At 60.7% G+C, this 24,998-nt stretch carries 24 protein-coding genes; 1 reads left to right on the top strand and 23 read right to left on the bottom strand.

Annotation, left to right across the window (positions count from 1 at the left end; all coding sequences use genetic code 11):
- Nucleotides 1-110: 110 nt before the first annotated feature.
- From fliA to ACU688_RS03380, 6 genes are all read right to left on the bottom strand, one after another.
- On the bottom strand, nt 111-851 hold the full coding sequence (fliA, locus tag ACU688_RS03405) for an RNA polymerase sigma factor FliA (RefSeq protein ID WP_017735226.1): 741 nt from the start codon (nt 849-851) through the stop codon (nt 111-113).
- Nucleotides 848-1,681: a flagellar synthesis regulator FleN gene (fleN, locus tag ACU688_RS03400; RefSeq protein ID WP_003192912.1), complete on the bottom strand. Its 834-nt coding sequence runs from the start codon at nt 1,679-1,681 to the stop codon at nt 848-850. Before fleN ends, fliA begins: the two co-directional genes overlap by 4 nt.
- Nucleotides 1,682-1,786: 105 nt before the next feature.
- Nucleotides 1,787-3,103 (bottom strand): flagellar biosynthesis GTPase FlhF, encoded by a 1,317-nt coding sequence (gene flhF / locus ACU688_RS03395; protein WP_448183638.1) that lies wholly within the window; start codon nt 3,101-3,103, stop codon nt 1,787-1,789.
- 11 nt (nt 3,104-3,114) lie between these two features.
- Nucleotides 3,115-5,229, bottom strand: a complete 2,115-nt coding sequence (gene flhA / locus ACU688_RS03390) for a flagellar biosynthesis protein FlhA (RefSeq protein ID WP_124526500.1) — start codon at nt 5,227-5,229, stop codon at nt 3,115-3,117.
- A gap of 166 nt (nt 5,230-5,395) precedes the next feature.
- Nucleotides 5,396-5,602: a cold-shock protein gene (locus ACU688_RS03385; protein ID WP_448183637.1), complete on the bottom strand. Its 207-nt coding sequence runs from the start codon at nt 5,600-5,602 to the stop codon at nt 5,396-5,398.
- 22 nt (nt 5,603-5,624) lie between these two features.
- A complete protein-coding gene (locus ACU688_RS03380) occupies nt 5,625-5,834 on the bottom strand; it encodes a S1 domain-containing protein (RefSeq protein WP_448183636.1) in 210 nt (69 codons plus the stop codon).
- A 444-nt stretch (nt 5,835-6,278) separates the two neighbouring features.
- On the opposite strand from ACU688_RS03380, the gene ACU688_RS03375 reads away from it, so the two are divergent.
- A complete protein-coding gene (locus ACU688_RS03375) occupies nt 6,279-9,848 on the top strand; it encodes a YncE family protein (RefSeq protein WP_448183635.1) in 3,570 nt (1,189 codons plus the stop codon).
- Nucleotides 9,849-9,980: 132 nt separating this feature from the next.
- On the opposite strand, the gene flhB is transcribed toward ACU688_RS03375, so the two are convergent.
- From flhB to fliF, 17 genes are all read right to left on the bottom strand, one after another.
- A complete protein-coding gene (flhB, locus tag ACU688_RS03370) occupies nt 9,981-11,117 on the bottom strand; it encodes a flagellar biosynthesis protein FlhB (protein WP_448183634.1) in 1,137 nt (378 codons plus the stop codon).
- Between the two features lie 3 nt (nt 11,118-11,120).
- A complete protein-coding gene (gene fliR / locus ACU688_RS03365; RefSeq protein ID WP_448183633.1) occupies nt 11,121-11,906 on the bottom strand; it encodes a flagellar biosynthetic protein FliR in 786 nt (261 codons plus the stop codon).
- Nucleotides 11,907-11,910: 4 nt separating this feature from the next.
- A complete protein-coding gene (gene fliQ / locus ACU688_RS03360) occupies nt 11,911-12,180 on the bottom strand; it encodes a flagellar biosynthesis protein FliQ (protein WP_003214552.1) in 270 nt (89 codons plus the stop codon).
- A gap of 4 nt (nt 12,181-12,184) precedes the next feature.
- Nucleotides 12,185-12,928, bottom strand: coding sequence for a flagellar type III secretion system pore protein FliP (fliP, locus tag ACU688_RS03355; protein ID WP_017735219.1), 744 nt, complete (start codon nt 12,926-12,928; stop codon nt 12,185-12,187).
- Nucleotides 12,928-13,365 carry a flagellar biosynthetic protein FliO gene (gene fliO / locus ACU688_RS03350; protein WP_448183632.1) on the bottom strand — a complete coding sequence of 146 codons (438 nt, stop codon included), beginning with the start codon at nt 13,363-13,365 and terminating at the stop codon, nt 12,928-12,930. The genes fliP and fliO overlap by 1 nt, the downstream gene beginning before the upstream one ends.
- Nucleotide 13,366: 1 nt before the next feature.
- Entirely contained in the window at nt 13,367-13,834 is a 468-nt protein-coding gene (gene fliN / locus ACU688_RS03345) for a flagellar motor switch protein FliN (RefSeq protein ID WP_033900765.1), read from the bottom strand.
- A 34-nt stretch (nt 13,835-13,868) separates the two neighbouring features.
- Complete coding sequence (gene fliM, locus ACU688_RS03340; protein ID WP_017735217.1) at nt 13,869-14,837, bottom strand: flagellar motor switch protein FliM; 969 nt, start codon at nt 14,835-14,837, stop codon at nt 13,869-13,871.
- A 9-nt stretch (nt 14,838-14,846) separates the two neighbouring features.
- Nucleotides 14,847-15,347 carry a flagellar basal body-associated protein FliL gene (fliL, locus tag ACU688_RS03335; protein WP_017735216.1) on the bottom strand — a complete coding sequence of 167 codons (501 nt, stop codon included), beginning with the start codon at nt 15,345-15,347 and terminating at the stop codon, nt 14,847-14,849.
- A 220-nt stretch (nt 15,348-15,567) separates the two neighbouring features.
- Nucleotides 15,568-16,890 (bottom strand): flagellar hook-length control protein FliK, encoded by a 1,323-nt coding sequence (locus ACU688_RS03330; protein WP_448183631.1) that lies wholly within the window; start codon nt 16,888-16,890, stop codon nt 15,568-15,570.
- Between the two features lie 212 nt (nt 16,891-17,102).
- A complete protein-coding gene (locus tag ACU688_RS03325) occupies nt 17,103-17,450 on the bottom strand; it encodes an Hpt domain-containing protein (protein ID WP_448183630.1) in 348 nt (115 codons plus the stop codon).
- 30 nt (nt 17,451-17,480) lie between these two features.
- Complete coding sequence (locus tag ACU688_RS03320) at nt 17,481-19,199, bottom strand: ATP-binding SpoIIE family protein phosphatase (RefSeq protein ID WP_448183629.1); 1,719 nt, start codon at nt 19,197-19,199, stop codon at nt 17,481-17,483.
- Nucleotides 19,196-19,501 (bottom strand): STAS domain-containing protein, encoded by a 306-nt coding sequence (locus ACU688_RS03315; RefSeq protein WP_124526515.1) that lies wholly within the window; start codon nt 19,499-19,501, stop codon nt 19,196-19,198. Before ACU688_RS03315 ends, ACU688_RS03320 begins: the two co-directional genes overlap by 4 nt.
- A gap of 122 nt (nt 19,502-19,623) precedes the next feature.
- A complete protein-coding gene (fliJ, locus tag ACU688_RS03310; RefSeq protein WP_124526516.1) occupies nt 19,624-20,073 on the bottom strand; it encodes a flagellar export protein FliJ in 450 nt (149 codons plus the stop codon).
- 3 nt (nt 20,074-20,076) lie between these two features.
- Complete coding sequence (fliI, locus tag ACU688_RS03305) at nt 20,077-21,435, bottom strand: flagellar protein export ATPase FliI (protein WP_448183628.1); 1,359 nt, start codon at nt 21,433-21,435, stop codon at nt 20,077-20,079.
- The gene (gene fliH / locus ACU688_RS03300) at nt 21,425-22,189 is read right to left on the bottom strand and encodes a flagellar assembly protein FliH (RefSeq protein ID WP_448183627.1); all 765 of its coding nucleotides are present in this window, start codon (nt 22,187-22,189) and stop codon (nt 21,425-21,427) included. The genes fliI and fliH overlap by 11 nt, the downstream gene beginning before the upstream one ends.
- Nucleotides 22,190-22,199: 10 nt before the next feature.
- Nucleotides 22,200-23,219 (bottom strand): flagellar motor switch protein FliG, encoded by a 1,020-nt coding sequence (gene fliG / locus ACU688_RS03295; protein WP_017735208.1) that lies wholly within the window; start codon nt 23,217-23,219, stop codon nt 22,200-22,202.
- Nucleotides 23,212-24,993 carry a flagellar basal-body MS-ring/collar protein FliF gene (gene fliF / locus ACU688_RS03290; protein WP_017735207.1) on the bottom strand — a complete coding sequence of 594 codons (1,782 nt, stop codon included), beginning with the start codon at nt 24,991-24,993 and terminating at the stop codon, nt 23,212-23,214. The genes fliG and fliF overlap by 8 nt, the downstream gene beginning before the upstream one ends.
- Between the last annotated feature and the right edge of the window lie 5 nt (nt 24,994-24,998).

The following is a 24,998-nucleotide window of genomic DNA, read 5'->3' as shown; positions in this document are numbered from 1 at the left end:
ATTTCAATCAACAGGCGTTACACAAAAAGGACTGCCCAGGGCACCACGGTTCAAATCCGCAAAAGCCTGAGGCTTTCACGGATGTGTCTGCAGTGTCCCCACACCGCCTGTCAGCGCGCGCGCCACTCTCCCAATCGCCCCCGCAAGCGGGCAGCGCACTGGCTATGCAGCTGGCTGACACGCGACTCGCTGACCCCCAGGACCTCACCGATTTCCTTGAGGTTCAGCTCTTCGTCGTAGTACAGCGCCAACACCAGTCGCTCACGCTCCGGCAAATTGGCAATCGCGTCCGCCAACGCGCCCTGGAAACGCTCGTCTTCCAAGTCACGCGACGGCTCAAGATGTGCACTTGCGCCGTCCTCATGCAGCCCCTCGTGTTCGCCGTCCTGTAGCAGGTCGTCGAAACTGAACAGGCGGCTGCCCAAGGTATCGTTCAAAATCCCGTAGTAATCGTCGAGACTCAATTGGAGTTCGGCCGCAACTTCGTGATCTTTAGCGTCGCGACCGGTTTTTGCTTCAATTGCACGAATTGCGTCACTGACCATGCGTGTATTGCGGTGTACCGAACGCGGCGCCCAATCCCCTTTACGCACTTCATCGAGCATCGCACCCCGGATGCGGATACCCGCATACGTCTCGAAACTCGCACCCTTGCTCGCATCGTATTTGGTCGAGACTTCGAGCAGGCCGATCATGCCGGCCTGGATCAAATCTTCAACCTGCACACTCGCGGGCAAACGCGCCAACAGGTGATAGGCGATACGCTTGACCAGGGGCGCATAGCGCTCGATCAATTCGCCTTGGCTGTCACGTGCCGACTTCTTGTAAAGGTTGTAGCCGCTGGCTGTCATAGCACCGGTCCTGCGCTCGTCTGATGCACCAATCGCTCGACGAAAAACTCCAGATGCCCCCGCGGGTTGGCGGGCAACGGCCAGGTATCGACCTTCTGGGCAATAGCCTTGAACGCCAGTGCGCACTTCGAACGAGGGAACGCTTCATAGACCGCACGCTGCTTTTGCACGGCCTTGCGCACACACTCGTCATAGGGAACTGCGCCGACGTATTGTAAGGCGACATCGAGGAAGCGATCCGTGACCTTGGTCAACTTGGCGAACAGGTTGCGGCCCTCTTGCGGGCTCTGGGCCATGTTGGCCAGGACACGGAAGCGATTCATGCCGTAGTCACGGTTGAGCAGTTTGATCAGGGCGTAGGCGTCGGTGATCGAGGTGGGTTCATCGCAGACCACCAGCAAGACTTCCTGCGCGGCGCGCACAAAGCTGACCACGGACTCGCCGATCCCGGCGGCGGTGTCGATCACCAGTACGTCGAGGTTGTCGCCGATATCGCTGAACGCCTGGATCAGGCCGGCATGTTGCGCCGGGCTCAGGTGCACCATGCTCTGGGTGCCCGAGGCCGCCGGCACGATGCGGATCCCGCCAGGCCCCTGCAGCAGCACGTCGCGCAGCTCACAGCGGCCCTCGATCACATCGGCAAGGGTATGTTTGGGCGTCAGCCCCAGCAGAACGTCGACGTTCGCCAGCCCCAGGTCAGCATCCAGCAGCATGACGCGACGGCCAAGCTCTGCCAGGGCCAGGGACAAATTCACTGACACGTTAGTTTTCCCGACGCCACCTTTGCCGCCGGTCACCGCGATCACCTGTACGGGATGCATGCTGCCCATTTTATTTCTTTACCTTGTCTTGCTTAGACGCAGGCTACATGGCTTGGCCGCGTGAATCGCTTGCAGACCATCGATGTAGGTACATTTCACGGTGTTCGTACTGCCTCAACCCACCCGCTTTGCCGGGTTGTGATAGAGGTCAGCGAACATATCGGCCATCGCTTCCTCGCTAGGCTCTTCTTGCATTTGTACGCTGACTGCCCGGCTGACCAACTGATGACGGCGCGGCAGATGCAAATCATCTGGAATCCGCGGCCCGTCGGTCAGGTAGGCGACCGGCAGTTCATGGCTGATAGCCAGGCTCAACACTTCGCCCAGGCTTGCCGTCTCATCCAGTTTAGTCAGGATGCAACCGGCCAGCCCGCAACGCTTGTAGCTGTGATACGCAGCGGTAAGAACCTGTTTCTGGCTGGTGGTTGCAAGCACCAGGTAATTTTTCGATTTGATGCCACGCCCGGCCAGGCTTTCCAGTTGCATGCGCAATGCCGGGTCGCTGGCTTGCAGGCCGGCGGTGTCGATCAGCACCACGCGCTTGCGCAGCAGCGGATCGAGGGCGTTGGCCAGGGACTGGCCCGGATCGACGTGGGTCACCGACACATTGAGGATGCGGCCCAGGGTCTTGAGCTGTTCCTGGGCACCGATGCGGTAGCTGTCCATGCTCACCAGCGCGATATTCTGCGCGCCGTACTTGAGCACATAACGCGCCGCCAGCTTGGCCAGGGTGGTGGTCTTGCCCATGCCGGCAGGGCCGACCATGGCGATCACGCCGCCTTCTTCCAGGGGTTCGATTTCCGGGGTGACGATCATCCGCGCCAGGTGCGCCAGCAACATGCGCCAGGCCTGGCGAGGTTCTTCGATTTCGGTGGTCAGCGCCAGCAGGTCGCGGGACAACGGGCCGGACAGGCCGATGCGTTGCAGGCGACGCCAGAGGTTGGCCTGGGCCGGCTTGCTGCCTTGCAGCTGCGTCCAGGCGAGCGAGCCAAGCTGCACTTCCAGCAGCTCACGCAGGCCGTTGAGTTCAAAGCGCATCGAGTCGAACACACGCTGGTCAACCGCGGCGGCCGGGGCTGGCGCTGCGGGACGTGGCGGTTCGGTCAACGTCGGCTCGACCAACGGCTCGGCAGCGGTCAACGGCAGGCCGGCGAACAGCTGGCGATTGGTGGTGGCGTCGCTGTCGCCACGCATGCTTAGTTCGGCCTGGGCCGACACAATGCGCGAGGCGGTCTTGCGCAGCTCGTCTTCGAGTTCCATGTTCGGCACGCGCGGGGCCAGCGCCGAGGGCGTGTAGTCCAGGGCAGCCGTCAGCTCGACACCGCCGGCAATACGACGGTTACCGATAATCGCGGCGTCGGCGCCCAACTCATCACGCACCAGTTTCATGGCCTGACGCATATCGGCGGCGAAAAAACGCTTCACTTGCATAACCCACTACCTCAGCCGTTGGGCCCTACTGTCGCGACGATAGTCACTTGCTTGTTGTCAGGAATTTCCTGATAAGCCAAAACGTGCAAATTCGGAACTGCCAGGCGTCCAAACCGCGACAGCATCGCCCGGACGGGGCCTGCCACCAGCAGAATCACTGGATGGCCCTGCATTTCCTGGCGCTGTGCGGCGTCGATCAACGAACGCTGCAGTTTTTCAGCCATGCTTGGCTCCAGCAGAACGCCCTCTTCCTGGCCTTGCCCTGCCTTCTGGATACTATTGAGCAATATTTGTTCCAACCTTGGCTCCAAGGTGATCACAGGCAGCTCAGACTCAGTGCCTACAATGCTTTGCACGATTGCGCGGGACAATCCGACCCGCACCGCCGCCACCAATGCGGCAGTATCTTGACTCTTGGCGGCATTGTTGGCGATGGCCTCGGCAATGCTGCGGATGTCGCGTACCGGCACTTGCTCGGACAACAGCGCCTGCAACACCTTGAGCAATTGCGACAGCGACAGCACACCCGGCACCAGCTCTTCGGCGAGTTTTGGCGAGGCTTTGGCCAGCAAGCCCATCAATTGCTGGACTTCCTCGTGGCCGATCAGCTCGTGGGAGTGCTTGTAGAGGATCTGGTTAAGGTGCGTGGCAACCACGGTGCTGGCGTCTACCACGGTATAACCGAGGGACTGCGCCTGGCTGCGCTGGCTGATTTCGATCCACACCGCTTCCAGGCCAAAAGCCGGATCTTTGGCGGTTATGCCGTTGAGCGTGCCGAAGACCTGGCCGGGGTTGATCGCCAGTTCGCGGTCCGGGTAGATCTCGGCTTCGGCGAGGATCACGCCCATCAGGGTCAGGCGGTAGGCGCTTGGGGCCAGGTCGAGGTTGTCGCGGATATGCACGGTGGGCATGAGGAAGCCCAGGTCCTGGGACAGCTTCTTGCGCACGCCCTTGATCCGCGCGAGCAGTTGGCCGCCCTGGTTGCGGTCCACCAGCGGAATCAAGCGGTAGCCGACTTCCAGGCCGATCATGTCGATCGGGGTTACGTCGTCCCAGCCAAGCTCCTTGGTTTCCGTGGCGCGGGCCGGGGACGGCAGCAGCTCCTGCTGGCGAGCGATTTCTTGCAGAGCCTGGACCTTGACTGCGTTTTGCTTCTTCCAGAACAGGTAAGCTGCGCCGCCAGCCAGGGCCGCCATGCTCAGGAACGACACATGGGGCATGCCCGGCACAATACCCATGATCGCCATGATGCCCGCCGCCACGGCCAGGGCCTTGGGCGAGGCAAACATCTGCCGGCTGATCTGCTTGCCCATGTCTTCGGAGCCCGAAGCACGGGTCACCATGATCGCTGCTGCTGTAGATAACAACAGTGATGGCAATTGCGCCACTAAACCGTCACCGATGGTCAGCAAGGCATACACGCGACCGGCATCGCCGAAGGTCATGCCGTGCTGGAAGATACCGACCGCCATGCCGCCGATCAGGTTGATGAACAGGATCAGCAGGCCGGCGATGGCGTCACCGCGCACGAACTTGCTGGCACCGTCCATGGAACCGTAGAACTCGGCTTCCTGGGCCACTTCAGCGCGGCGGGACTTGGCTTGGTTCTGGTCGATCAGGCCGGCGTTGAGGTCGGCGTCGATAGCCATCTGCTTGCCGGGCATGGCGTCGAGGGTAAAGCGCGCGCTCACCTCGGAAATCCGCCCGGCACCCTTGGTCACCACGACGAAGTTGATGATCATCAGGATCGCGAACACCACGATACCGACCACGTAGTTACCGCCGATCACCACCTCGCCGAAGGCCTGGATCACCTTACCGGCGGCGGCGTGGCCGTCCTGACCGTGGAGCATCACCACCCGGGTCGACGCCACGTTGAGCGCCAGCCGCAGCAGGGTCGCCACCAGCAGGATGGTCGGGAACACCGCGAAGTCCAACGGCCGCAGGGCGTACACGCAGACCAGCAGGACCACGACGGACAGGGCAATGTTGAAAGTGAAGAACACGTCCAAAAGGAACGGCGGCATCGGCAACATCATCATTGCCAGCATCACCAGCAACAACAACGGCACACCCAGATTGCCCCGCGACAGGTCAGTCAGGGTGCCACGGGCCGTGCTGAACATTTGAGAGCGATCTACCACCGGTATTCCTCGTATCCCTTGAAGCAAAGTTTTGACGCCAGGCTGCGTCTTGGAGGCGGTATTGCAAGAAGCCTTCCAACTTTTGTTTCAGTGGGCAGATCGCGGTGAAACGCCATGCACAGAGAGGATCAGCTCAGCCTTGGCGACCCTACTTACCCAGAATACGCACGTTACTGGCCTGAGGGCCTTTCGGCCCAGTTCCAATGTCGAACTCGACTTTTTGATGCTCTTCGAGCGACTTGAAACCCTCGGTCTGGATTTCCGAATAGTGGACAAACACATCCTTGCCACCGTCCTCGGTGATAAACCCAAACCCCTTCTCCGCGTTAAACCACTTCACCGTGCCTGTTGCCATTGCCGTTCTCCCGACTTCTCATTTAACAACCCGAGATAAGTGTGATGTAGGCCGCGAATACGCCGTGGGGCCGGTGGATCCTCGTAAACCGCACCCGCAGACCTTCGTAGAGCAGAATCCCGTCCGAGCTGATGAGGTCCACCTGCACCTGCTCGCCCCCGCCATCCATTGCGATCACGCCCTCGCCCGTCTCGTGGTTGTAAGATCTGACCGTTCCTGTGACCCACTTCATTCTTATCTCTCTGCTTCCTGCACGGCGTGTCTAGCGCCATGGAACCGCGAGAAGGGCCAGTTGACTACTGTCAACATTGACAGGTCGACAAGGGTTTTCGACGAATGGTATGAGGATGGCTTTAGGGCCTCATCGCGGGCAAGCCCGCCCCCACAGGTGGGTGCGTTGTCAGGTCGAACAGAGATTAATGTGAGAGCTGGCTTGCCTGCGATGAGGCCCTTACAGGCACTGAAGTGCTCAGGAATCGCGGCGCAACTAAGGCGGAATCGGCAGATCCTTCAACGGTTCCGCTCGTTTGCCCTTACCCGCGCCGCTCGTCGGCGCTGTCATTTCTCACAGCTAGTCGCCAGACCAACCGGGCGTTACATCTCTTTGCAGCTACCGCCCTATCTATACCAAGGGCGTAGAGATCGTATCTCTTACTATCGGCAAAGGTCTTCGATCATGAAAAACAGCAATGAGCACCTAGCGCCCAAATCACTGCAGACCAACGCACTCGCCCCCGAAACCGCCGTACCCGTGACCTTGAATCCCCGCTTTATGGTCCCACGACAAAAAGGAAACCGACCCAGAACGCCCGACGACTTCAACTCGGTCCCTTTCGCCGATTTACCGCTCTACATCCCAAACATCAGGACGCCCTACGTCGGCTTCGATGGCGCAATCAATAAGGCAGCCGTAGAGGTCCACAAGGAGAAAGGCCTGCTGCTGCTGTTGCTGCCTTATCTGGACAGGGCTGAATTCGACGTGCTGAAATTGTTTTTCAAGGACACTGTCAACCCCGTCGCCACTTACACCGTTTCTCAAGACGACATCGACAACGACCGCCTACTTCCGATGTATGTACCACCCAACCGACTCGTTGATGGACCTGCCAACCCAGTGTTCATAGAAGTCACCCGGGCGGGAGGTGGTACTGCAGAGACTCAGCGGCTGAACCTGATAATTGACACGGCACGTCCCGCCGGCATTAATCCAGTCGCCAGTACCTTGCAGAATGAAAACCTGCACAAGCCAATACTCCCCCAACATCTCATCGATTTTGGCGTAGGCCAGGGCGACATCGTTACGCCCGTACCCTTCACGATCAAATACTACCCCGTCAACACTTCGCAGCCTGCCACCACCTACCGTAAGGTCCGTGACCGAATTCGCCTGAGCATCGGTGGCAAGATTGTTGAGCACAGGGTCACGGAAGGAGAAGCGGCTGGCACCGCAGATATCGTCATCATGGTCAATACAAGCGTATGGACAGCCATCGGCAGCGGCTCCCATGTGTGTGAATACGAGGTGGTCGATGAAGCGGGCAACCATTCCGATGGTTGGTCACCCGCGCAAATCATTGACGTGCAATTGGACGACGGTTCCGAACCCCTGCTGCCAATCGCTTTTATCCAGGAAGCGCCGGACAACGTCCTGAACCATGACACTTTGAATGGCGACGCACATGCGTTCATTTTCATCAACGGCAACGGCTATCAGCCAGGCGACATCATCAGGGTCATCGTCAATGGCCGTACAGCCGGTGGCGAACCCCTTGTCACGACCTACGACTCCCCTCCCCTGACCTCCGCCACAGCGTTTTACATCACCGTTGCGGTGCCCAATGCAGATGTCAAAGCGTTGATCGGCGGGCGCTTTCAACTGCGCTACAAACGAATCCGCAGCAGTGTGCCGGATCGCAACTCGCGCAGCAATATAATCGACGTGATCGGCACAGAACTGCCTGTAGGCTTGCAGCCGCCGTACTTTAGCGAGGCCATCGACAAGGTTCTCAACCCTCAGGAGCTGTTTTTCAACGTGGTATTCCCGGGGTACGTCGGCCAGAATTACTACGACCTGGTGACACTTATCCTCGTCGGCACCTATGCCAATGGAGACCCCTTCTACCGTGAATATGACAATATTGCCGGAGATGGAGACGTGCCTTTTTTCATCACCAACGGCCCCAATGGCGACATCGCCAAACTCGAAGGTGGCACGCTGGAGATCTATTGCCTGGTCGAAAACGAGCATGGGCTGCGTCCGTCCCAGAGCACGCTGTACAACGTCGGGCAACCGGAAGCCTCCCTGGCAGAACCGCTCGTGTTGGAGGCGCCTAAGCCGCTCTATCAATTCGATCCTGCCGTTTCACTGGGCAATGCCAACGTACGCGTTCTGCCAGATGGAGACATCAAGGACGGGGATACTGTCAAGCTCTACGCTCTGGGCAATGCACCGGGCGGCACGCCAATAGTACCGCCCTTACCGGTAACGGATTTTTGGGAGGGCCGTACGCTGCCGTTTACGTTGCCGCGCGCCAACGTGATTGCCAATACAGCGATGCGCATTTACTACGCACGGGAACGGGAAAATGCACCAACACGCTTTTCCCATGAGGTGCGCATGGGTGTGGGTGCCAAACTGAATTATCCGGTGCCACTGGTACTGGAAGCCACAGTGACAGGCCACAACCAAGCCATGCTCAATCCTCGACATGTATTGACCCCTCCGATTGTGACCATCCGGGTGGTTTCCGACAAGTTCCCAGCGTCTGCCGATATCAAGGTATTCATTACGGGCAAGTCTGGCATCGGCATGCCCGACATACCGGCAAAATCCGCACGCCCCGAACCCGGGACCAACTATGTCAGTTTTAATGCACCAAACAGTTTTGTCCCGGCGTACCTTGGCGAACAGTGCACGGTGTATTACAACGTGATCGAGGTGGGAAAAACTACCAAGTCGGAGGATTTGGAATTGAGTGTCGGGGAGTTTACTCAGGATGAGCTGGACTTGGTCAATATCCCGCAGGCGCCAGGCAATGTAATTATCAAAAACGAAGGCAACGACGTTGAAATAAATGCCTGGCCATATTTTGCCAGAACCCAGGAGGTTTTTATTGATTTGGAGAGCGCCACAAACCATGAACTGCGCGCAGGCATCAAAGTAAGCGCCAATGAATTCACGGCCAGGCGCACCACAAACTTGATTCCCGCCAGTTATCTGCAACATCTGTCCAGTGACGACAAACTTAAAATCAAAGCCCGCGTATCCATGGATGGATCTGGCAATAAATCGACGGCCAAGGCACTTAAGCCAGTAACTTTCAGCTTCGAGCGTCACCCAAGTGTTATTAGGGAGATATCACTACCGATGGGGGGCGGCAGAATGGAAATTTCCCCTGACAGCCGGACGCTATACATAATGGGAACAGCAGGAATCTCGGTAATTGACACCTCAAGTTTCGCTATTATCCGATCACTCGTTGTTTCCTCCCCTAAAGGCATGACCCTCAGCGCAGATGGAGCAAACCTGTATGTAACACAGACTGCAAACACAGCGACCGCTTATATACACACCTACAACACTGCCAGCTTCGCCCGAACAACTATATCTCTTCCAAGCTGGAGTGGAAATATTGGCGCCTGTACAACCAACGCGACCAATACAAAACTTTATGTCACAAGGAAATTCTTAAAATCGCCTGCTTGGTCCACTGAACTCTTGATATTCAACCTACCCAGCGGCTCAATAAGAAAACAGTTTGAACTTTACAGCAACGAGATTCTGTCTCTTACAACCGATCGCGGCAAAAGCGTAGCCTACGGAATTACATACACATCGAATTTTGACAAGAGAATAGACCTTATTAATGACACATTATTACCCAACACGCCCCTCCTGCCATCACAATCCCGAAACATCGGATTCCACCAACAACGTTCGCTAGCCTACTTCACGTGCCTTACTGACATTGCAATTTACAACTTAACTTCCAACACCATCACTGGGCTTTTCCCTGGATTTAATGAGTGCTACGACATCGCATGCCACCCAAGCCAAGAAATAGCCTGCGTAACTGACTATGACCTCAACACCGTCACCATTCTTGATACTACCGGTCAGTCACTGCAACTAAAACACACTTTGACAGGCTTCCATCGCCCGTCATATGTTTTAGCTTCACCAGATGGTGCATATATGTATGTCATAAACTCCTCTCCCTCTACCCTCTCTGTCATTTCTATTTAGCGTTACCTGACAGTGAAAGAGCCCTGCCACCTACCGGTGACAGGGCTTTTTCAATGCAATCGCTTACTACGCGCTTGTCGCCTTACAAGGCTCCCCGTGCTTGCCCCCCTTCCCCCAATCAATACACCACCGTCAAGAATCGCGGCGCAACTCAGGCGGAATCGGCAGATCCTTCAACGGATCCGGCCGCTTGCCCTTGCCCGCGCGGTATTGGCGGATCTGATAGACGTACGCCAGCACCTGCGCCACCGCCAGGTACAGCCCGGCGGGGATTTCCTGGTCGAGGTCGGTGGAGTAGAAGATCGACCGCGCCAACGCCGGCGACTCCAGCAGCAGGATGTCATTGGCCACGGCGATTTCGCGGATCTTCAACGCCGTAAAGTCGCTGCCCTTGGCCAGCAACATAGGCGCGCCGCCCTTCTCCGGGTCGTACTTGAGCGCCACGGCGTAGTGCGTCGGGTTGGTGATGATCACGTCGGCGTCGGGCACCGAGGCCATCATCTTGCGCTGGGACATATCCCGCTGCAGTTGGCGAATGCGTTGCTTGACCTCGGGGCGGCCCTCTTGGTCCTTGTGCTCGTCGCGCACTTCCTGCTTGGTCATCAGCAGTTTCTTGTGGCTTTCCCACAACTGGATCGGCGCATCCACGGCGGCAATGATGATCAGCCCGGCGGCCATCCACAGCGCGCTCCAGCCCACCACCTGCACGCTGTGGATGATCGCCGACTCCAGCGGTTCATGGGCGATGCGCAGCAGGTCGTCGATGTCGGACGACAACACCATCAGCGCCACAAACAGAATCACGATGAACTTGGCCAAGGCCTTGAGCAGCTCCACCAACGCCTTGGCGGAGAACATGCGCTTGAGCCCGGCGCCAGGGTTCATGCGGCTGAACTTGGGCGCCATGCTACCGGCGGCAAACAACCAGCCGCCGAGGGCGACCGGGCCGATCAGCGCGGCCAGCAGCAAGGTGATCAACACCGGCTGCACCGCGAGGATGGCGATCTTGCCCGAGTGCAACAGGTATTCGCCCATGGCGCCGGGGCTGAGCAACACCTCGCGGGGCAAGGTGAAGTTGTGTTTCATCAACTCCATCAGGTCCAGCGCCAGGCCACCGCCGTAGATCAGCAAGGCACCCGCACCGGCCATCATGGTCGCAACGGTATTCAGCTCTTTGGAGCGGGCGATCTCGCCCTTTTCCCTGGAGTCCTTTTTGCGTTTCTCCGTGGGGTCTTCTGTTTTGTCCTGACCACTCTCGCTCTCGGCCATGGCTCAGCGCGCCCGTGCCAGATCACGTAAGAACTGCAAGGCGTCAGACGCCAGCGGTTGATACTGATTGAGAATGTCGGCCATGCCGATCCAGAAAATCCCCATGCCCAACACCAGGGTCAACGGGAAACCGATGGAGAAGATGTTCAATTGCGGCGCCGCCCGGGTCATCACGCCAAACGCGATGTTGACCACCAGCAACGCCGTGATCGCCGGCAACACCAGCAACAGCGATGCGCCCAGCACCCAACTGAGGCGCCCGACCAGTTCCCAGAAATGATTGACTATCAGGCCCGAGCCCACGGGCAAGGTGGTGAAACTCTCGGTCATCACTTCGAACGCCACCAGGTGGCCGTTCATGGCCAGGAACAGCAAGGTCACCAGCATGGTCAGGAACTGCCCGATCACCGCCACCGACACGCCGTTGGTAGGGTCGACCATGGACGCAAAGCCCATGCCCATCTGGATCGAAATGATTTGCCCGGCAATCACAAAGGCCTGGAAGAACAGCGTCAGCGAAAAGCCGAGGATTGCGCCAATCAGGATCTGCTCGGCAATCAGCAACAACGCACTAAGATCCAGCGCATTCACCGGCGGCATTGGCGGCAGCCCGGGCACGATCACTACGGTGATGGCAAACGCGAAATACAGGCGGATGCGCTTGGGCACCAGGGTCGTGCCAAACACCGGCATGGTCATCAGCACCGCCATGACCCGGAACATCGGCAGGATGAAGGACGCCACCCAGGTGCTGATCTGGGTGTCGGTCAAGGCCAGTACGGACTGCATCCGGTCAGCCGATCAACTGCGGAATACTGCCGTACAACTGCAGGATGTATTCCATGAACGTCTGCACCAGCCACGGGCCGGCGACGATCAGGGTGATCAGCATCACCAGCAGGCGCGGCAGGAAGCTCAAGGTCTGTTCGTTGATCTGCGTCGCGGCCTGGAACATCGCCACCAGCAGGCCCACCAACAGGCTCGGCACCACCAGCACGGCGACCATCATGGTGGTCAGCCACAGCGCTTCACGGAACAGGTCGACGGCTACTTCTGGAGTCATTGCGCTATACCCCGCCGAAACTGCCGGCCAGGGTGCCGATAATCAGCGCCCAACCGTCCACCAGCACAAACAGCATAATCTTGAACGGCAACGAGATGATCAGCGGCGACAGCATCATCATACCCATGGCCATCAGCACGCTCGCCACCACCAGGTCGATGATGAGGAACGGGATAAAGATCATGAAGCCGATCTGGAACGCCGTCTTCAATTCCGAGGTGACAAACGCCGGTACGAGGATGGTCAGCGGCGCCTGGTCAGGAGTGGCGATGTCGGTGCGCTTGGACAGGCGCATGAACAGCTCAAGGTCGCTGGAGCGGGTCTGCGACAGCATGAAATCCTTGATCGGCCCCTGGGCTTTGTCGATGGCGACCTGGGCCGTGATGGTTTCCGCCAGGTAAGGTTGCAAGGCTTGCTGGTTCACCTTGTCGAACACCGGCGCCATGATGAACAGCGTCAGGAACAAGGCCATGCCGGTGAGGATCTGGTTCGACGGCGTCTGCTGCAAGCCCAGGGCCTGGCGCAGAATCGAGAACACAATGATGATCCGCGTAAAGCTGGTCATCAGCATGACAAACGCCGGGATAAAACTCAGCGCCGTCATGATCAGCAGGATCTGCAGGCTGACCGAATACTCCTGCGCACCCGCCGCGTTGGTGCCCAGGGTAATCGCCGGGATCGACAACGGGTCGGCGGCAAACGCCAATGGCGCCGCCAGCAACAGCATGAGCGTCAATAAAACGCGCATTACTTCTTATCCTTCTGATCCTTGCCCAGCAACTCCATCAGGCGCTGGGCGAATTCTGGCGTGGCGGACTCGGTCTGATCCACGTTCACGGGCGTCTTGAGCACATGCAGCGGGGTGATGCGGCCGGGGGTGAGGCCCAGCAGGATCTGTTCCTCGCCGACTTGCACCAGCACCAGCCGATCACGCGGGCCAAGGGCGCGCGAGCCGATCAGCTCGATGACCTGGCCATTGCCGGGGCCGACGTTCTGCACCCGGCGCATCAGCCACGCCAGCACGAAAATCAGGCCCACCACCAACAGCAGGCCCAGCACCAATTGCGTCAACTGGCCGCCGAGGCCGCTGCCGACCGGTGCCGCCGTGGCGGCCTGGGCAATCGGCTCGGCGGCCATGGCGCCCAATGGCAGCGCGAGTAACAGTCCCACCATCAAGCGGTTCATATCAGCGCAGCTTCTTGATGCGTTCACTCGGGCTGATCACGTCGGTCAGGCGGATGCCGAACTTTTCGTTGACCACCACCACTTCACCGTGGGCAATCAGGGTGCCGTTGACCAGCACGTCCAATGGCTCACCGGCCAGGCGATCGAGCTCGATCACCGAACCCTGGTTGAGTTGCAGCAGGTTGCGGATATTGATTTCGGTGCTGCCCACTTCCATGGAGATCGATACCGGGATGTCGAGGATCACATCCAGGTTCGGCCCGTCGAGGGTCACCGGGTCGTTGTTCTTCGGCACGCTGCCGAATTCTTCCATCGGCAGGCGGTTGCCGGCCGGCGCGGTGGCGGCGTCGGCGGCCAGCAGCGCGTCGATGTCGTCCTGGCCAACATCGCCGGTCTCTTCCAGGGCAGCCGCCCATTCGTCAGCCAGGGCCTGGTCTTCGGCGGAAGTGTTTTCGTGTTCGGTAGCCATTACATGTCCTCGGCGCAGCAAAAATTAAAGTTGATCAGCGGCGGTTGATCGGTTCGATCACTTGCAACGCCAGGTTGCCCTTGTGGGAACCGAGCTTGACCTTGAACGACGGCACGCCGTTGGCGCGCATGATCATTTCTTCCGGCAATTCCACGGGGATCACGTCGCCCGGCTGCATGTGCAGAATGTCGCGCAGGCGCAGTTGCCGGCGGGCCACGGTGGCGCTCAGCGGCACGTCTACATCCAGCAAGTCTTCGCGCAGGGCTTTCACCCAGCGTTCGTCCTGGTCGTCGAGGTCGGACTGGAAACCGGCGTCGAGCATTTCGCGTACCGGCTCGATCATCGAGTACGGCATGGTCACGTGCAGGTCGCCGCCACCGCCATCGAGTTCGATGTGGAAGGTGGAGACCACAATGGCTTCGCTGGGGCCGACGATGTTGGCCATGGCCGGGTTCACTTCCGAGTTGATGTACTCGAAATTGACTTCCATGATCGCCTGCCAGGCTTCCTTCAAGTCGATGAAGGCCTGCTCCAGCACCATGCGCACTACGCGCAGCTCGGTGGGGGTGAATTCACGGCCTTCGATCTTGGCGTGACGGCCGTCGCCGCCGAAGAAGTTGTCCACCAGCTTGAAGACCAGCTTGGCGTCGAGGATGAACAGCGCGGTGCCGCGCAACGGTTTGATCTTGACCAGATTGAGGCTGGTGGGCACGTACAGCGAGTGCACGTATTCACCGAACTTCATCACCTGCACGCCGCCCACCGCCACGTCCGCCGAGCGGCGCAGCATGTTGAACATGCTGATCCGCGTGTAGCGGGCGAAACGTTCGTTGATCATCTCCAGGGTCGGCATGCGCCCACGGACGATGCGGTCCTGGCTGGTCAGGTCGTAACTTTTGACGCTGCCGGGTTCGGCAGCCATTTCGGTCTGCACCAGACCATCGTCGACACCGTGGAGCAGCGCGTCGATTTCATCCTGGGACAGCAGGTCTTGCACGGCCATGTCGTGATCCTACTGCAGTACGTAATTGGTAAAGAGCACTTGCTCGATTGCGACTTTGCCGAGCTCTTTCTGGGACACTTCCTGCACGCTGGCCGTAACTTTCTGGCGCAGCATTTCCTGGCCGACCGGGGTGGCCAGGGCGTCGAAGCTTTGTGCGGAGAACAGCATCACCAGGTTGTTGCGGATCACCGGCATATGCACTTTGAGGGCATCCAGGTCCGCCTGGTTGCGCGCCAGCAAGGTCATGCTGACTTGCAGGTAGCGCTGACGGCCGTTCTGATTGAAGTTGGCGACAAAGGCCGGCAGCATCGGCTCGAAGATTGCCGGTTGCTTGACGTTACTGGCGGTTTCGGCAGCGGGTGCCGGTTTGCTTGCACTGCTGTGCATGATGTACCAGGTGCCACCCACGGAAGCGCCGATCGCCAGGATCAGGCCCACGACAATCATCAGGATAAGCTTGAGCTTGCCTTTGCCTGCGGGTGCTTTTGCTGCGTCGTCGCTCTTCGCCATGCCAATAATCCGTCACTATTCGGGGATTCATAGATCTACGGAAAGGCAAGAGCAAGTGTTATGCCAGAGTTGTCTGGTAATGCGAGGAAGCAGCCACACCACAAATCAACTGTGGGAGCTGGCTTGCCTGCGATAGCTATCTATCAGTTGATACATCTGTGACTGATAGACCGCTATCGCAGGCAAGCCAGCTCCCACATGGACCGCGTTCCTGCTGGGATCAGGCGTAGTAGTCGACGGCGCTGGAGCCGATCACCGTTGACGTCACCGGCGCAACCGCCTCAGCCACTTCAGCATGGGCGCCGCTATCGCTATCGCCACCCCGCCCACCGACACCACTCACCCCACGCGCCTGGCCCTGCTGCTGTTGCTGCTCCTGGCCACGGGACTGGTCCGACACGTTCACGTCCACCTGCCCCATGCCCTGCTGGGCAAACATCTCACGCAGGCGCCCGGACTGGCTTTCCAGTGCCTCACGCACCACGGCATGGCCGCTCATGAAGCTGACCTGGGCTTGCTGGTCCGCCGTCATATTGACTTTGATATCCAGGCGCCCCAATTCCGCTGGTTGCAACTGGATCTCTGCGGACTTGAGGTTGGCGCTGGACAGGTACATCACGCGGTTGACCACTTCTTCGGTCCAGCCGCTCTGATGCATGGCCAGCGGCGCGTTGGTCACCGGCGGCAAGGCATTCGCGGTTTTTGGCGTGGCGGCCTGGGTCAATGCAGCCAGGCGGTTGGCGAAGTCGTCGACACGGGTGTCGCTGCTGGCGCCCTTCAAGTCCTTGAGACCGTCTTCGATCAGGCTGCCGAAGGCCTTGTCGCCGCCCTGGTCAGTGCTGTCCTTGGCGGCTTGCTGGTCGACCATATTGGCCAGGCCAGCCGTGAAGTTCTGCGCAGCGGTGGGTTGATCAAGGTTCGGCGCAGGTTTCTGCGGCGCCTGGCTGCTGGCGGAGACGTGGCCGCCCTGCTCCATCGCCAGGCGCACGGCCGGCATGGAATCCAGGGGATCTGCCTCGGGGTCGAAGGCGGGTGGCTTGACCTCATCGGTCACTGCCAGCGGCGCGGCGACCACGGGGGCAGGCTTGCTGTCATCAGCAACCGCCGGAGCTTGCACCGGCACCGCAACCGCCGGCGTAACCGCCGCGACCAAGGCCGGGTCGACTACCGGATCAACCGGGGGCTGCTGCGCCAGGGCCGGGTCGACAGGTTTGTCGTCATCCGTGCTGGTGCTGTCGTCGGACTTGGTGGGCGGCTTGGCAGGCAAAGGATTGCCGCTATCGGCAACCGCTGGCTTGCTGGCGGCAGGCTTGTCACTGTTGTCCGCTGGCTTGGCGCTAGCGTCAGCAGGCTTGTCGCGTGTGGTTTTTGACGGCGCGTCGTCGGCCTTTACCACCGGTTTTGACCCCTGGCTGGCGAACACCTGGGCGAAGCCGGCGCCCTTGTCACGTGGCTCCACGGCCGCTCCCGGGGGGTTGGCAGCGGGCGCTTGCGGCTTGGCCGCCGGGGTAGCCTGGAGAAGTGAATTCGGGGCGACTGGCATAGATAAAGGTCTCCACTGCATGGGGTCGGGGATGCAGTATCGGGAGATAGAGCAAGAGTCGGGCCAGGTTGCCGAGCGCGGCTAGAAATGTAGGAGCTGGCTTTTCTGTGGGAGCTGGCTTGCCTGCGATGCAGACACCTCGGTGTACCAGCAATACTGAGGTGATGCTATCGCAGGCAAGCCAGCTCCCACAGAAGAGCACCGATGCGCGGTCAGAATTGGAAACGCTGGCGCTCCGATTCGTACAGCGGCCGCACCAGCGCGAACTCATGATCGATCTGATCCACCAGCTCACCCAGATCAGCGCCAGGCGCTTGCGCCGACTCCGCCTCCAACCGCTGGCACAACTGCGCCAACCGCACCGCGCCCAGGTTGCCGCTGCTGCCCTTGAAGCTGTGGGCGATGCGCCCGAGCGCCTTGGCGTCATCCCGGGCCTTGCGCAGCGCTTCGACGCGCTTTTGCGAATCGTCGAGGAAGGTATCCAGCAACCTTGGATATTCACCTTCCATCACTTCCTGCAAACCCGATAACACGTCGGGGTCCAGATGAATCTCAGCCACTTGTTCGCTCCTTGATCAAGAATCGGCGGATTATGCCTGAGCCGGCCACGAAAACTCCACGCAGACGCTCCGCCCGCCATCGGACCAGTGCACATCGCCGCTCAATTGACGCACCAGGTTCAGCCCCCGGCCCGACAAGCGATCAACCTCCAGCGGCCGTGCCAGCACCTGCTCTACGTCAAAGCCGGCGCCGCTGTCTTCGATGCGCAAGGACATCTGCCCGCCCGTCGCCGTCGGCACCACTTGCACATGCACGCGCACATAACCGCTGCTCAACTGCGCCAAGCGCTCGTTGCGCTGGCGATAGTAGTCGGCAAAGCCGTGCACATCGCGCTTGAGCCGCGAGTCCAGGCCCAGCACGCCGTGCTCCAGGGCATTGGAATACAGCTCGGCCATCACGCTGTACAACGCCCCGCTGCACTCGCGCAGGCCGTGGATTTCCAGCAGCAGTTGCAGCAAGTACGGCAACGGGTTGTAGCGCTTGAGGGTCTCGGCACGGAACTCGAAACTCACCGACCAATCCAGCGGGCACGACTGGCTGCTGTCGGTATACAGCGGCCCGGTCGCGCGCAGGGATTGCCCGGCTTGCAGGGTGATTTCCACCATGCTCACGTCATCGCGCGCTTCACCGCGAAACCCGGCCAGGGCTTGCTCGATCTCGGCAAACAAAAGGTCGGGCTCGCGGTTGGCGGCAAATACCTGATGCAGGCGCTCGACGCCAAACAGCTGATCATTGCTGTCCGCCGTGTCGAGCACGCCATCGGAGAGTAAAAACACCCGGTCACCGAGGGCCATCGGCCACACCTCGGTGCAGTCATCGAAGGCTTCGGCCGACAGCACGCCCAACGGCAAATGCCGCGGCACCAGTGCCGTGCGCTTGCCGCTGGCGACTTCATGCACATAGCCTTCGGGCATGCCGCCGTTCCACACTTCCACCACGCGGCGCTGGGTGCTCAGGCACAACAGGGTGGCGCAGCAGAACATGTCCACCGGCAGGATGCGTTTGAGCTTGATGTTCATCTCCCGCAGGATCTGGGCCAGGCCGTAACCCTTGGCGGTCATGCCGTAGAACACTTCCGCCAGGGGCATGGCGCCCACCGCCGCCGGCAAGCCGTGGCCGGTGAAGTCGCCCAGCAGCACATGCATATCGCCCGACGGCGTATAGGCCGCCAGCAACAGGTCACCGTTGAACAGCGCATAGGGCGATTGCAGGTAGCGGATATTCGGCGCGGCGTTGATACAGCCCGAATGCGCCACCTTGTCGAATACCGCCTTGGCCACCCGTTGCTCATGCAGCAGGTAGTCGTGGTGCCGGGCGATCAGGTTGCGCTGTTGCAACACCGTGGCCTGCAAGCGCCGCAGGCGATCCATGGCGTTGATCTTCGCCGCCAGGATCAGCGGGTTGTAGGGCTTGGCCATGAAGTCATCGCCGCCGGCATCCAGGCACTGGGCCAGGGCCGAGCTCTCGCGCAGTGACGTGAGGAAAATCACCGGCACCAACGTTTCGCCCGCCAACTGCTTGATCTGGCGCGCCGCCTCAAAGCCGTCCATCACCGGCATCAGCGCGTCCATCAACACCAACTGCGGGCGCTCACGGGCAAACACTTGCACCGCGTCCAAGCCGTTGCTGGCGGTGAGCACCTGATGGCCTTGGCGCCGCACGATGGTGGACAACAGCAGCAGGTCGGTGGCGCTGTCTTCGGCGATCAGCACCGTCAGCGGCTCAAGCACGGGGGCCAGGCCGCTCAACTGATGTCGAACAGTTTGTCGAAATTGGAGATGGCGAGGATCTTGCGCACATCGGAATTGCTGTTGACCACCTGCACGTCCGCATCGTCACCGCCGGCGTGATCCCGCAACAGCAGGAGCATGCCCAGGGCCGAGCTGTCCATGTAGGTGGTGTCTTTCAGGTCAACCACGTACAACTCGGGCACCTTGTAGAAACGCTCGTAGGATTCGCGAAACGTCTGGTGGCTGCCGAAATCGAACCGGCCCTTGATGGCGATCGTCAACTTCTTCCCGTCCAGGGATACTTCTGACTCGACTGACATGTGACTGCTTCCTTGTCATTGGCGGTAGACAAAGGTTTAGCAGCTGAACGCCACAGCAGCAACACAGAGGATCAAATGTGGGAGCTGGCTTGCCTGCTCCCACAGTAGAACGGTGGTGGTCGCTAGTATTGCGATTGGCGGGGAAGGCGCTGGGAGAGTTCATCCAGCAGCTTCTGCTCGCGCTTGTCTTCCAGCGCCCGCGCTTCGTCGATATAGCGCTGCACCAGCTTGCGCAGCCCCTCGACCCGGGCGTACGCCTGTTGCCAGCTGTCGCGGGCCTTTTCGAAGTTGTTCTGGTGCCAGAGCAGGCTTTGGCGCTGTTGGTCGACGGCCGTTTCCAGTTGGTTGAGAAAGCCCTGGTAGCCCATCAACCATTGGCCCGATACGCCCTTGGTGCCGCGCTCGATCCACTGTTGCTGGTATTCGCCGCGAAAGCGCTCCAGGTCGCCGAGCTTGCTTTCCGCCAGGCGCACCTGGCCCTGGAAATACCCCAGGCGCTGCACTGCGGTTTTTTCGGCCTTTTCGGCCATGTCCACCACTGGGGCCAGGCGTGAAGAACGGGAGCTGGCCATGGCTTAGCCGCCCGGTGCCGGGGCGAAGATCGAGTTCAGGTGCGACTCACTCTCGGCCATGCTGATCTTGTCGTTGAGGCCCTGGCGCAGGTAGGTCACCAGTTGCGGCTGCAAGGCAATCGCCAGGTCGGTGTCGCGGTCGCCACCGGCGACGTAGGCGCCGACGCTGATCAAGTCGCGGCTCTGCTGGTAGCGCGACCACAGCTGCTTGAACTGCTGCGCCCGCGCCATGTGCGTCGGCGTGACCACCGACGGCATGACCCGGCTGATGGACGCTTCGATGTCGATGGCCGGGTAGTGCCCCTCCTCCGCCAAACGCCGCGACAGCACGATGTGGCCGTCGAGCACGCCCCGCGCCGAGTCGGCAATCGGGTCTTGCTGGTCATCGCCTTCGGACAATACGGTGTAGAACGCGGTGATCGAGCCACCCCCCGCCTCGGCGTTACCCGCGCGCTCTACCAGCTTGGGCAGCTTGGCGAACACCGACGGCGGATAACCTTTGGTGGCGGGCGGCTCGCCGATGGCCAGGGCGATTTCCCGCTGGGCCTGGGCGAAACGCGTGAGCGAGTCCATCAGCAACAGGACGTTCTTGCCCTTGTCGCGAAAATATTCGGCGATGCGCGTGCAATACATGGCGGCGCGCAGGCGCATCAGCGGCGCATCATCCGCCGGCGAGGCGACCACGACTGAACGCTTGAGGCCTTCTTCACCGAGGCTGTGCTCGATGAATTCCTTCACCTCGCGGCCCCGTTCGCCGATCAGGCCGACCACGATGATGTCGGCCTCGGTAAACCGCGTCATCATGCCCAGCAACACGGATTTACCCACGCCGGTACCGGCGAACAGGCCCAGACGCTGGCCACGCCCGACCGTCAACAAACCGTTGATGCTGCGAATGCCCACGTCCAGCGGCTGGCTGATGGGGTTACGCTTGAGCGGGTTGATGGTGGGGCCGTCCATCGGCACCCAGTCTTCGGCTTTCATCCCGCCCTTGCCGTCCAGCGCGCGGCCGGCGCCATCGAGCACGCGGCCGAGCATGCTCATGCCCATGGGCAGGCGGCCGGTGTCGGCCAAGGGCACCACGCGGGCGCCGGGGGCGATGCCCGCCAGGCTGCCGACGGGCATCAGGAAAATCTTGCTGCCGGAAAAGCCCATCACTTCGGCTTCGACCTGCACCGGGTGGTAGCTGTCGTCGTTGATCACCAGGCAGCGGCTGCCCATGGCGGCGCGCAGGCCTTCGGCTTCGAGGGTCAGGCCGACCATGCGCAACAGGCGCCCTTCGAGGATCGGCTGGCCGGGCAACTCCGTGGCCTCGGCGTAACCGCTCAGGCGCTTGGCGAAGCTGGTACGGTCAAGGCGCATCGGGGGCGTCCAGGTCCACGCTCAAGTCCGGTTCGGCCGGGTTCAGCACCTGCTCGTGGGCCTGGTCCAGCAGCTTGGCCATGATCTGGCTGATGCGGGTTTCCACCGTGGCATCGATGCGGCTGTGTTCGGTTTCGACGCGGCAACCACCGGGCTGCAACGACGCGTCTTCGACGATGCGCCAGGTTTCTTCATGGCGCTCGCGCAGGGCTTTGACCTGTTCGAAATCCTGCGGGTTGATGTACAAGCGCACATTGCCGACGCCCAGGGGCAGCAGCTTGAGGGCTTCGCGCATGACGCTTTCGATATGGCTGGAATCGAGCACCAGTTCGCGCTGGATCACCTGGCGCGCGATGTGTTCCACCAGGCCGACCATGGATTTTTCCAGCTGCGCGTCCTGCTCGGCAATCGGGTCGAACAGGCTGCGCATCAAGCGTTCCAGGCTGCCCAGCTTGGTGCCGAGCGCGGCCTCGGCTTCCTGACGGACCTTGAGGGTGGAGCTGCGAAAACCGTCTTTTTCACCGGCGGCGAAGCCTTCGTTGTAGGCCTCCTGGCGGATGCTTTCCAACTCTTCGAGGGTCAGTGGCTGGACTTCGTCCAGCGGCACTTCTTCCATTTCCACCGGCAGTTCGGGTTCCGGCTCAGGCTCGGGCTCCGGCACATGCGGGTCGAAGCTGGGCAACGACCAGATGTCGAACCCGCCGACATCCCGCGCGCGAATCAGATCGCTGGGCGTCTCATCTTTGTTCGACATGGGGCGCGCCTTAGATCATTTCTTCGCCGCCCTTCCCGCCGAGAACGATTTCTCCGGCTTCGGCCATACGGCGGGCAATGGTGAGGATTTCTTTCTGCGCCGTTTCCACGTCGCTGACGCGCACCGGGCCCTTGGCTTCGAGGTCGTCGCGCAGCAGTTCGGAAGCACGCTTGGACATGTTCTTGAAGATCTTCTCCTTGACGCCTTCGTCCGAGCCCTTGAGAGCCAGCACCAGCACGTCGGAGGACACTTCGCGCAGCAACGCCTGGATGCCACGGTCGTCGACATCGGAGAGGTTGTTGAACACGAACATGAGGTCTTCGATCTGGCCGGACAGGGTGTCGTCGATCTCGCGGATCGAGTCCATCAACTGGCCTTCGACCGAGCTGTCGAGGAAGTTCATGATGTCGGCGGCACGCTTGATACCACCCAAGGTGGTCCGCGCGGCATTCGAGTTGCCGGAGAACTGCTTCTCCAGGATCGTGTTGAGTTCTTTCAGCGCCGCCGGCTGCACGGTGTTCAGCGACGACACGCGCAGGATGATATCCAGGCGCACTTTATGGTCGAAGTGGCCGAGCACTTCACCGGCCTGGTCGGGGTCGAGGTACGCGACGACGATGGCCTGGATCTGCGGGTGCTCGAAGCGGATCACGTCGGCAACCGCGCGCGGCTCCATCCACTTCAGGCTGTCGAGGCCGCTGGTGTTGCCGCCCAGCAGGATGCGGTCGATCAGGCCGTTGGCCTTGTCTTCGCCCAGGGCCGAGGTGAGCATCTTGCGGATGTAGCTGTCGGAGCCGACGCCCAGACTGGTCTGGTCGCCGACGATCTCGACGAACTCGCTCATCACCTGTTCGACTTGCTCGCGGTGCACATTGCGCATTTGCGCCATGGCCACGCCGACGCGCTGAACCTCTTTGGGGCCCATGTGACGCAGCACTTGGGCGGCGTCGGTCTCACCGAGGGACAGCAGCAAAACCGCCGCTTTGTCGACCTTGGTGAGCTTGGCAACAGCGGCTCGATTATCACTCATCTGCGTTGATCCACTCTTTCACGACCTGGGCCACACGGCCCGGGTCTTCTGCCACCAGACTTTTGATTGCATTCAACTGCGCGTCGTAACCTTCGCTCGGGCTTGGCAACAGGATGCTTTGCGGGCCGCCGAGGCTGACGCGGTCGTTGGCCAGTTCGCCATCCAGGCCGCCCATGCCACCCAACTCGACGTCGCTGCCACCAAAGGCTGCCAGTTGTTTCTTGCTGCCGTTGCCGGTGATGTTGTTGAGCACCGGGCGCAGCACGCCGAACACCAGCACCAGGATGAACAACACACCCAGCACTTGTTTGACGATGTCCCAGAACCACGGCTGCGTGTAGAACGCCGCTTCGGCAATCACTTCGCCACGCTCGGCGGAGAACGGCATGTTGATCACGCTGACGCTGTCGCCACGGCTCGCGTCGAAACCGACCGCGTCCTGCACCAGGCGGGTGAAGCGCGCCAATTCATCGGCGCCCCATGGCGCACGGGTAATGGTGCCGTCTGCCGCGTTGACCTTGACCTGATCATCGACCACCACCGACACCGACAGGCGATTGACGCGGCCCTGTTGTTGCTTGGTATGGCTGATGGAACGGTCGAGTTCGAAGTTCTTGGTGGACTGGTTACGTTTGTCCGCCGGGTACGGGGCGAGCATCGGCTGGCCGGTGGCCGGGTCCATGATCTGCTGGCCGTTGGCGTCCAGCAGCGGTTGGCCCGGAGCAATCGCGCCAGCAGTGGCTGCGGCGCCGCCGGTGGTTTGCGGGGCCGAGGCTGGCGCTGGCGGCTGGTTGCTCAGGGCACCCGGCACACCTTGCGGGCCACTGCTGGCGGTGCGTTGTTCGCTGGTGGACTGCTCGCTGCGCAGCGCGGGCTGGTCCGGGTTGAATTGTTCGGAGGTCGATTCGACGGCGCTGAAGTCCACATCGGCGGACACTTCAGCCTTGTAGCGGTCGTTGCCGAGCACCGGTTGCAGGATGTTGTGCACGCGCTGGGTGAGCATGCTTTCCATGCGGCGGCTGTAGTCGAACTGCTTGCCGGCCTGGGTCAGCGCGGAGTTCTCGGCCATGTCCGACAGCAGGTTGCCCTTCTGGTCCACCACGGTGATCTGCGACTTGCTCAGCTCAGGAACGCTGGTGGCCACCAGGTTGATGATCGCCAGCACCTGGCCAGGCTCCAGGGAGCGGCCGGAGAACAGCTCCACCAATACCGAGGCGCTTGGCTTGCGCTCATCGCGCACAAACACCGAGCTTTTCGGGATGGCCAAGTGCACGCGAGCGCCCTTGACGTTGTTCAGGCTGGAGATGGTGCGGGCCAACTCGCCTTCCAGGCCACGACGATAGCGGGTGGCTTCCATGAACTGGGAAGTCCCCAGGCCCTGGTCTTTGTCGAGGATTTCAAACCCGATATTGGCGTCGGACGGCGTGACGCCGGCGGCGGCGAGCTTCATCCGTGCACGGGCTACGTCGTCGGCCTTGACCAGCAAGGCGCCGGAGTTGGGCTCGACGGTGTAGGCGATGTCGGCGGCGGCGAGGGTTTCCATGATCTGCTTGGAATCCATGCCCGCCAGGCTGCCGTACAACGGGCGGTAATCAGGTTGTTGCGACCACAACACCACGGCAAAACCAATCGCCACGCTGGCAGCCAGGCCGACCATCAGGCCCACCTGACGCAGCATGGTCATTTCCGAGAGGTTTTCCAGGAACGACAGGCCAAACAGCGGCGGCTTGCCGTCTGCCTTGGCGGGTGCGTTGTCCACGACTGCTTCTGCCATGACTT

This window comes from Pseudomonas acericola (SeqCode), assembly GCF_053456465.1.
This window is presented reverse-complemented; position numbering and strand designations above follow the sequence as displayed.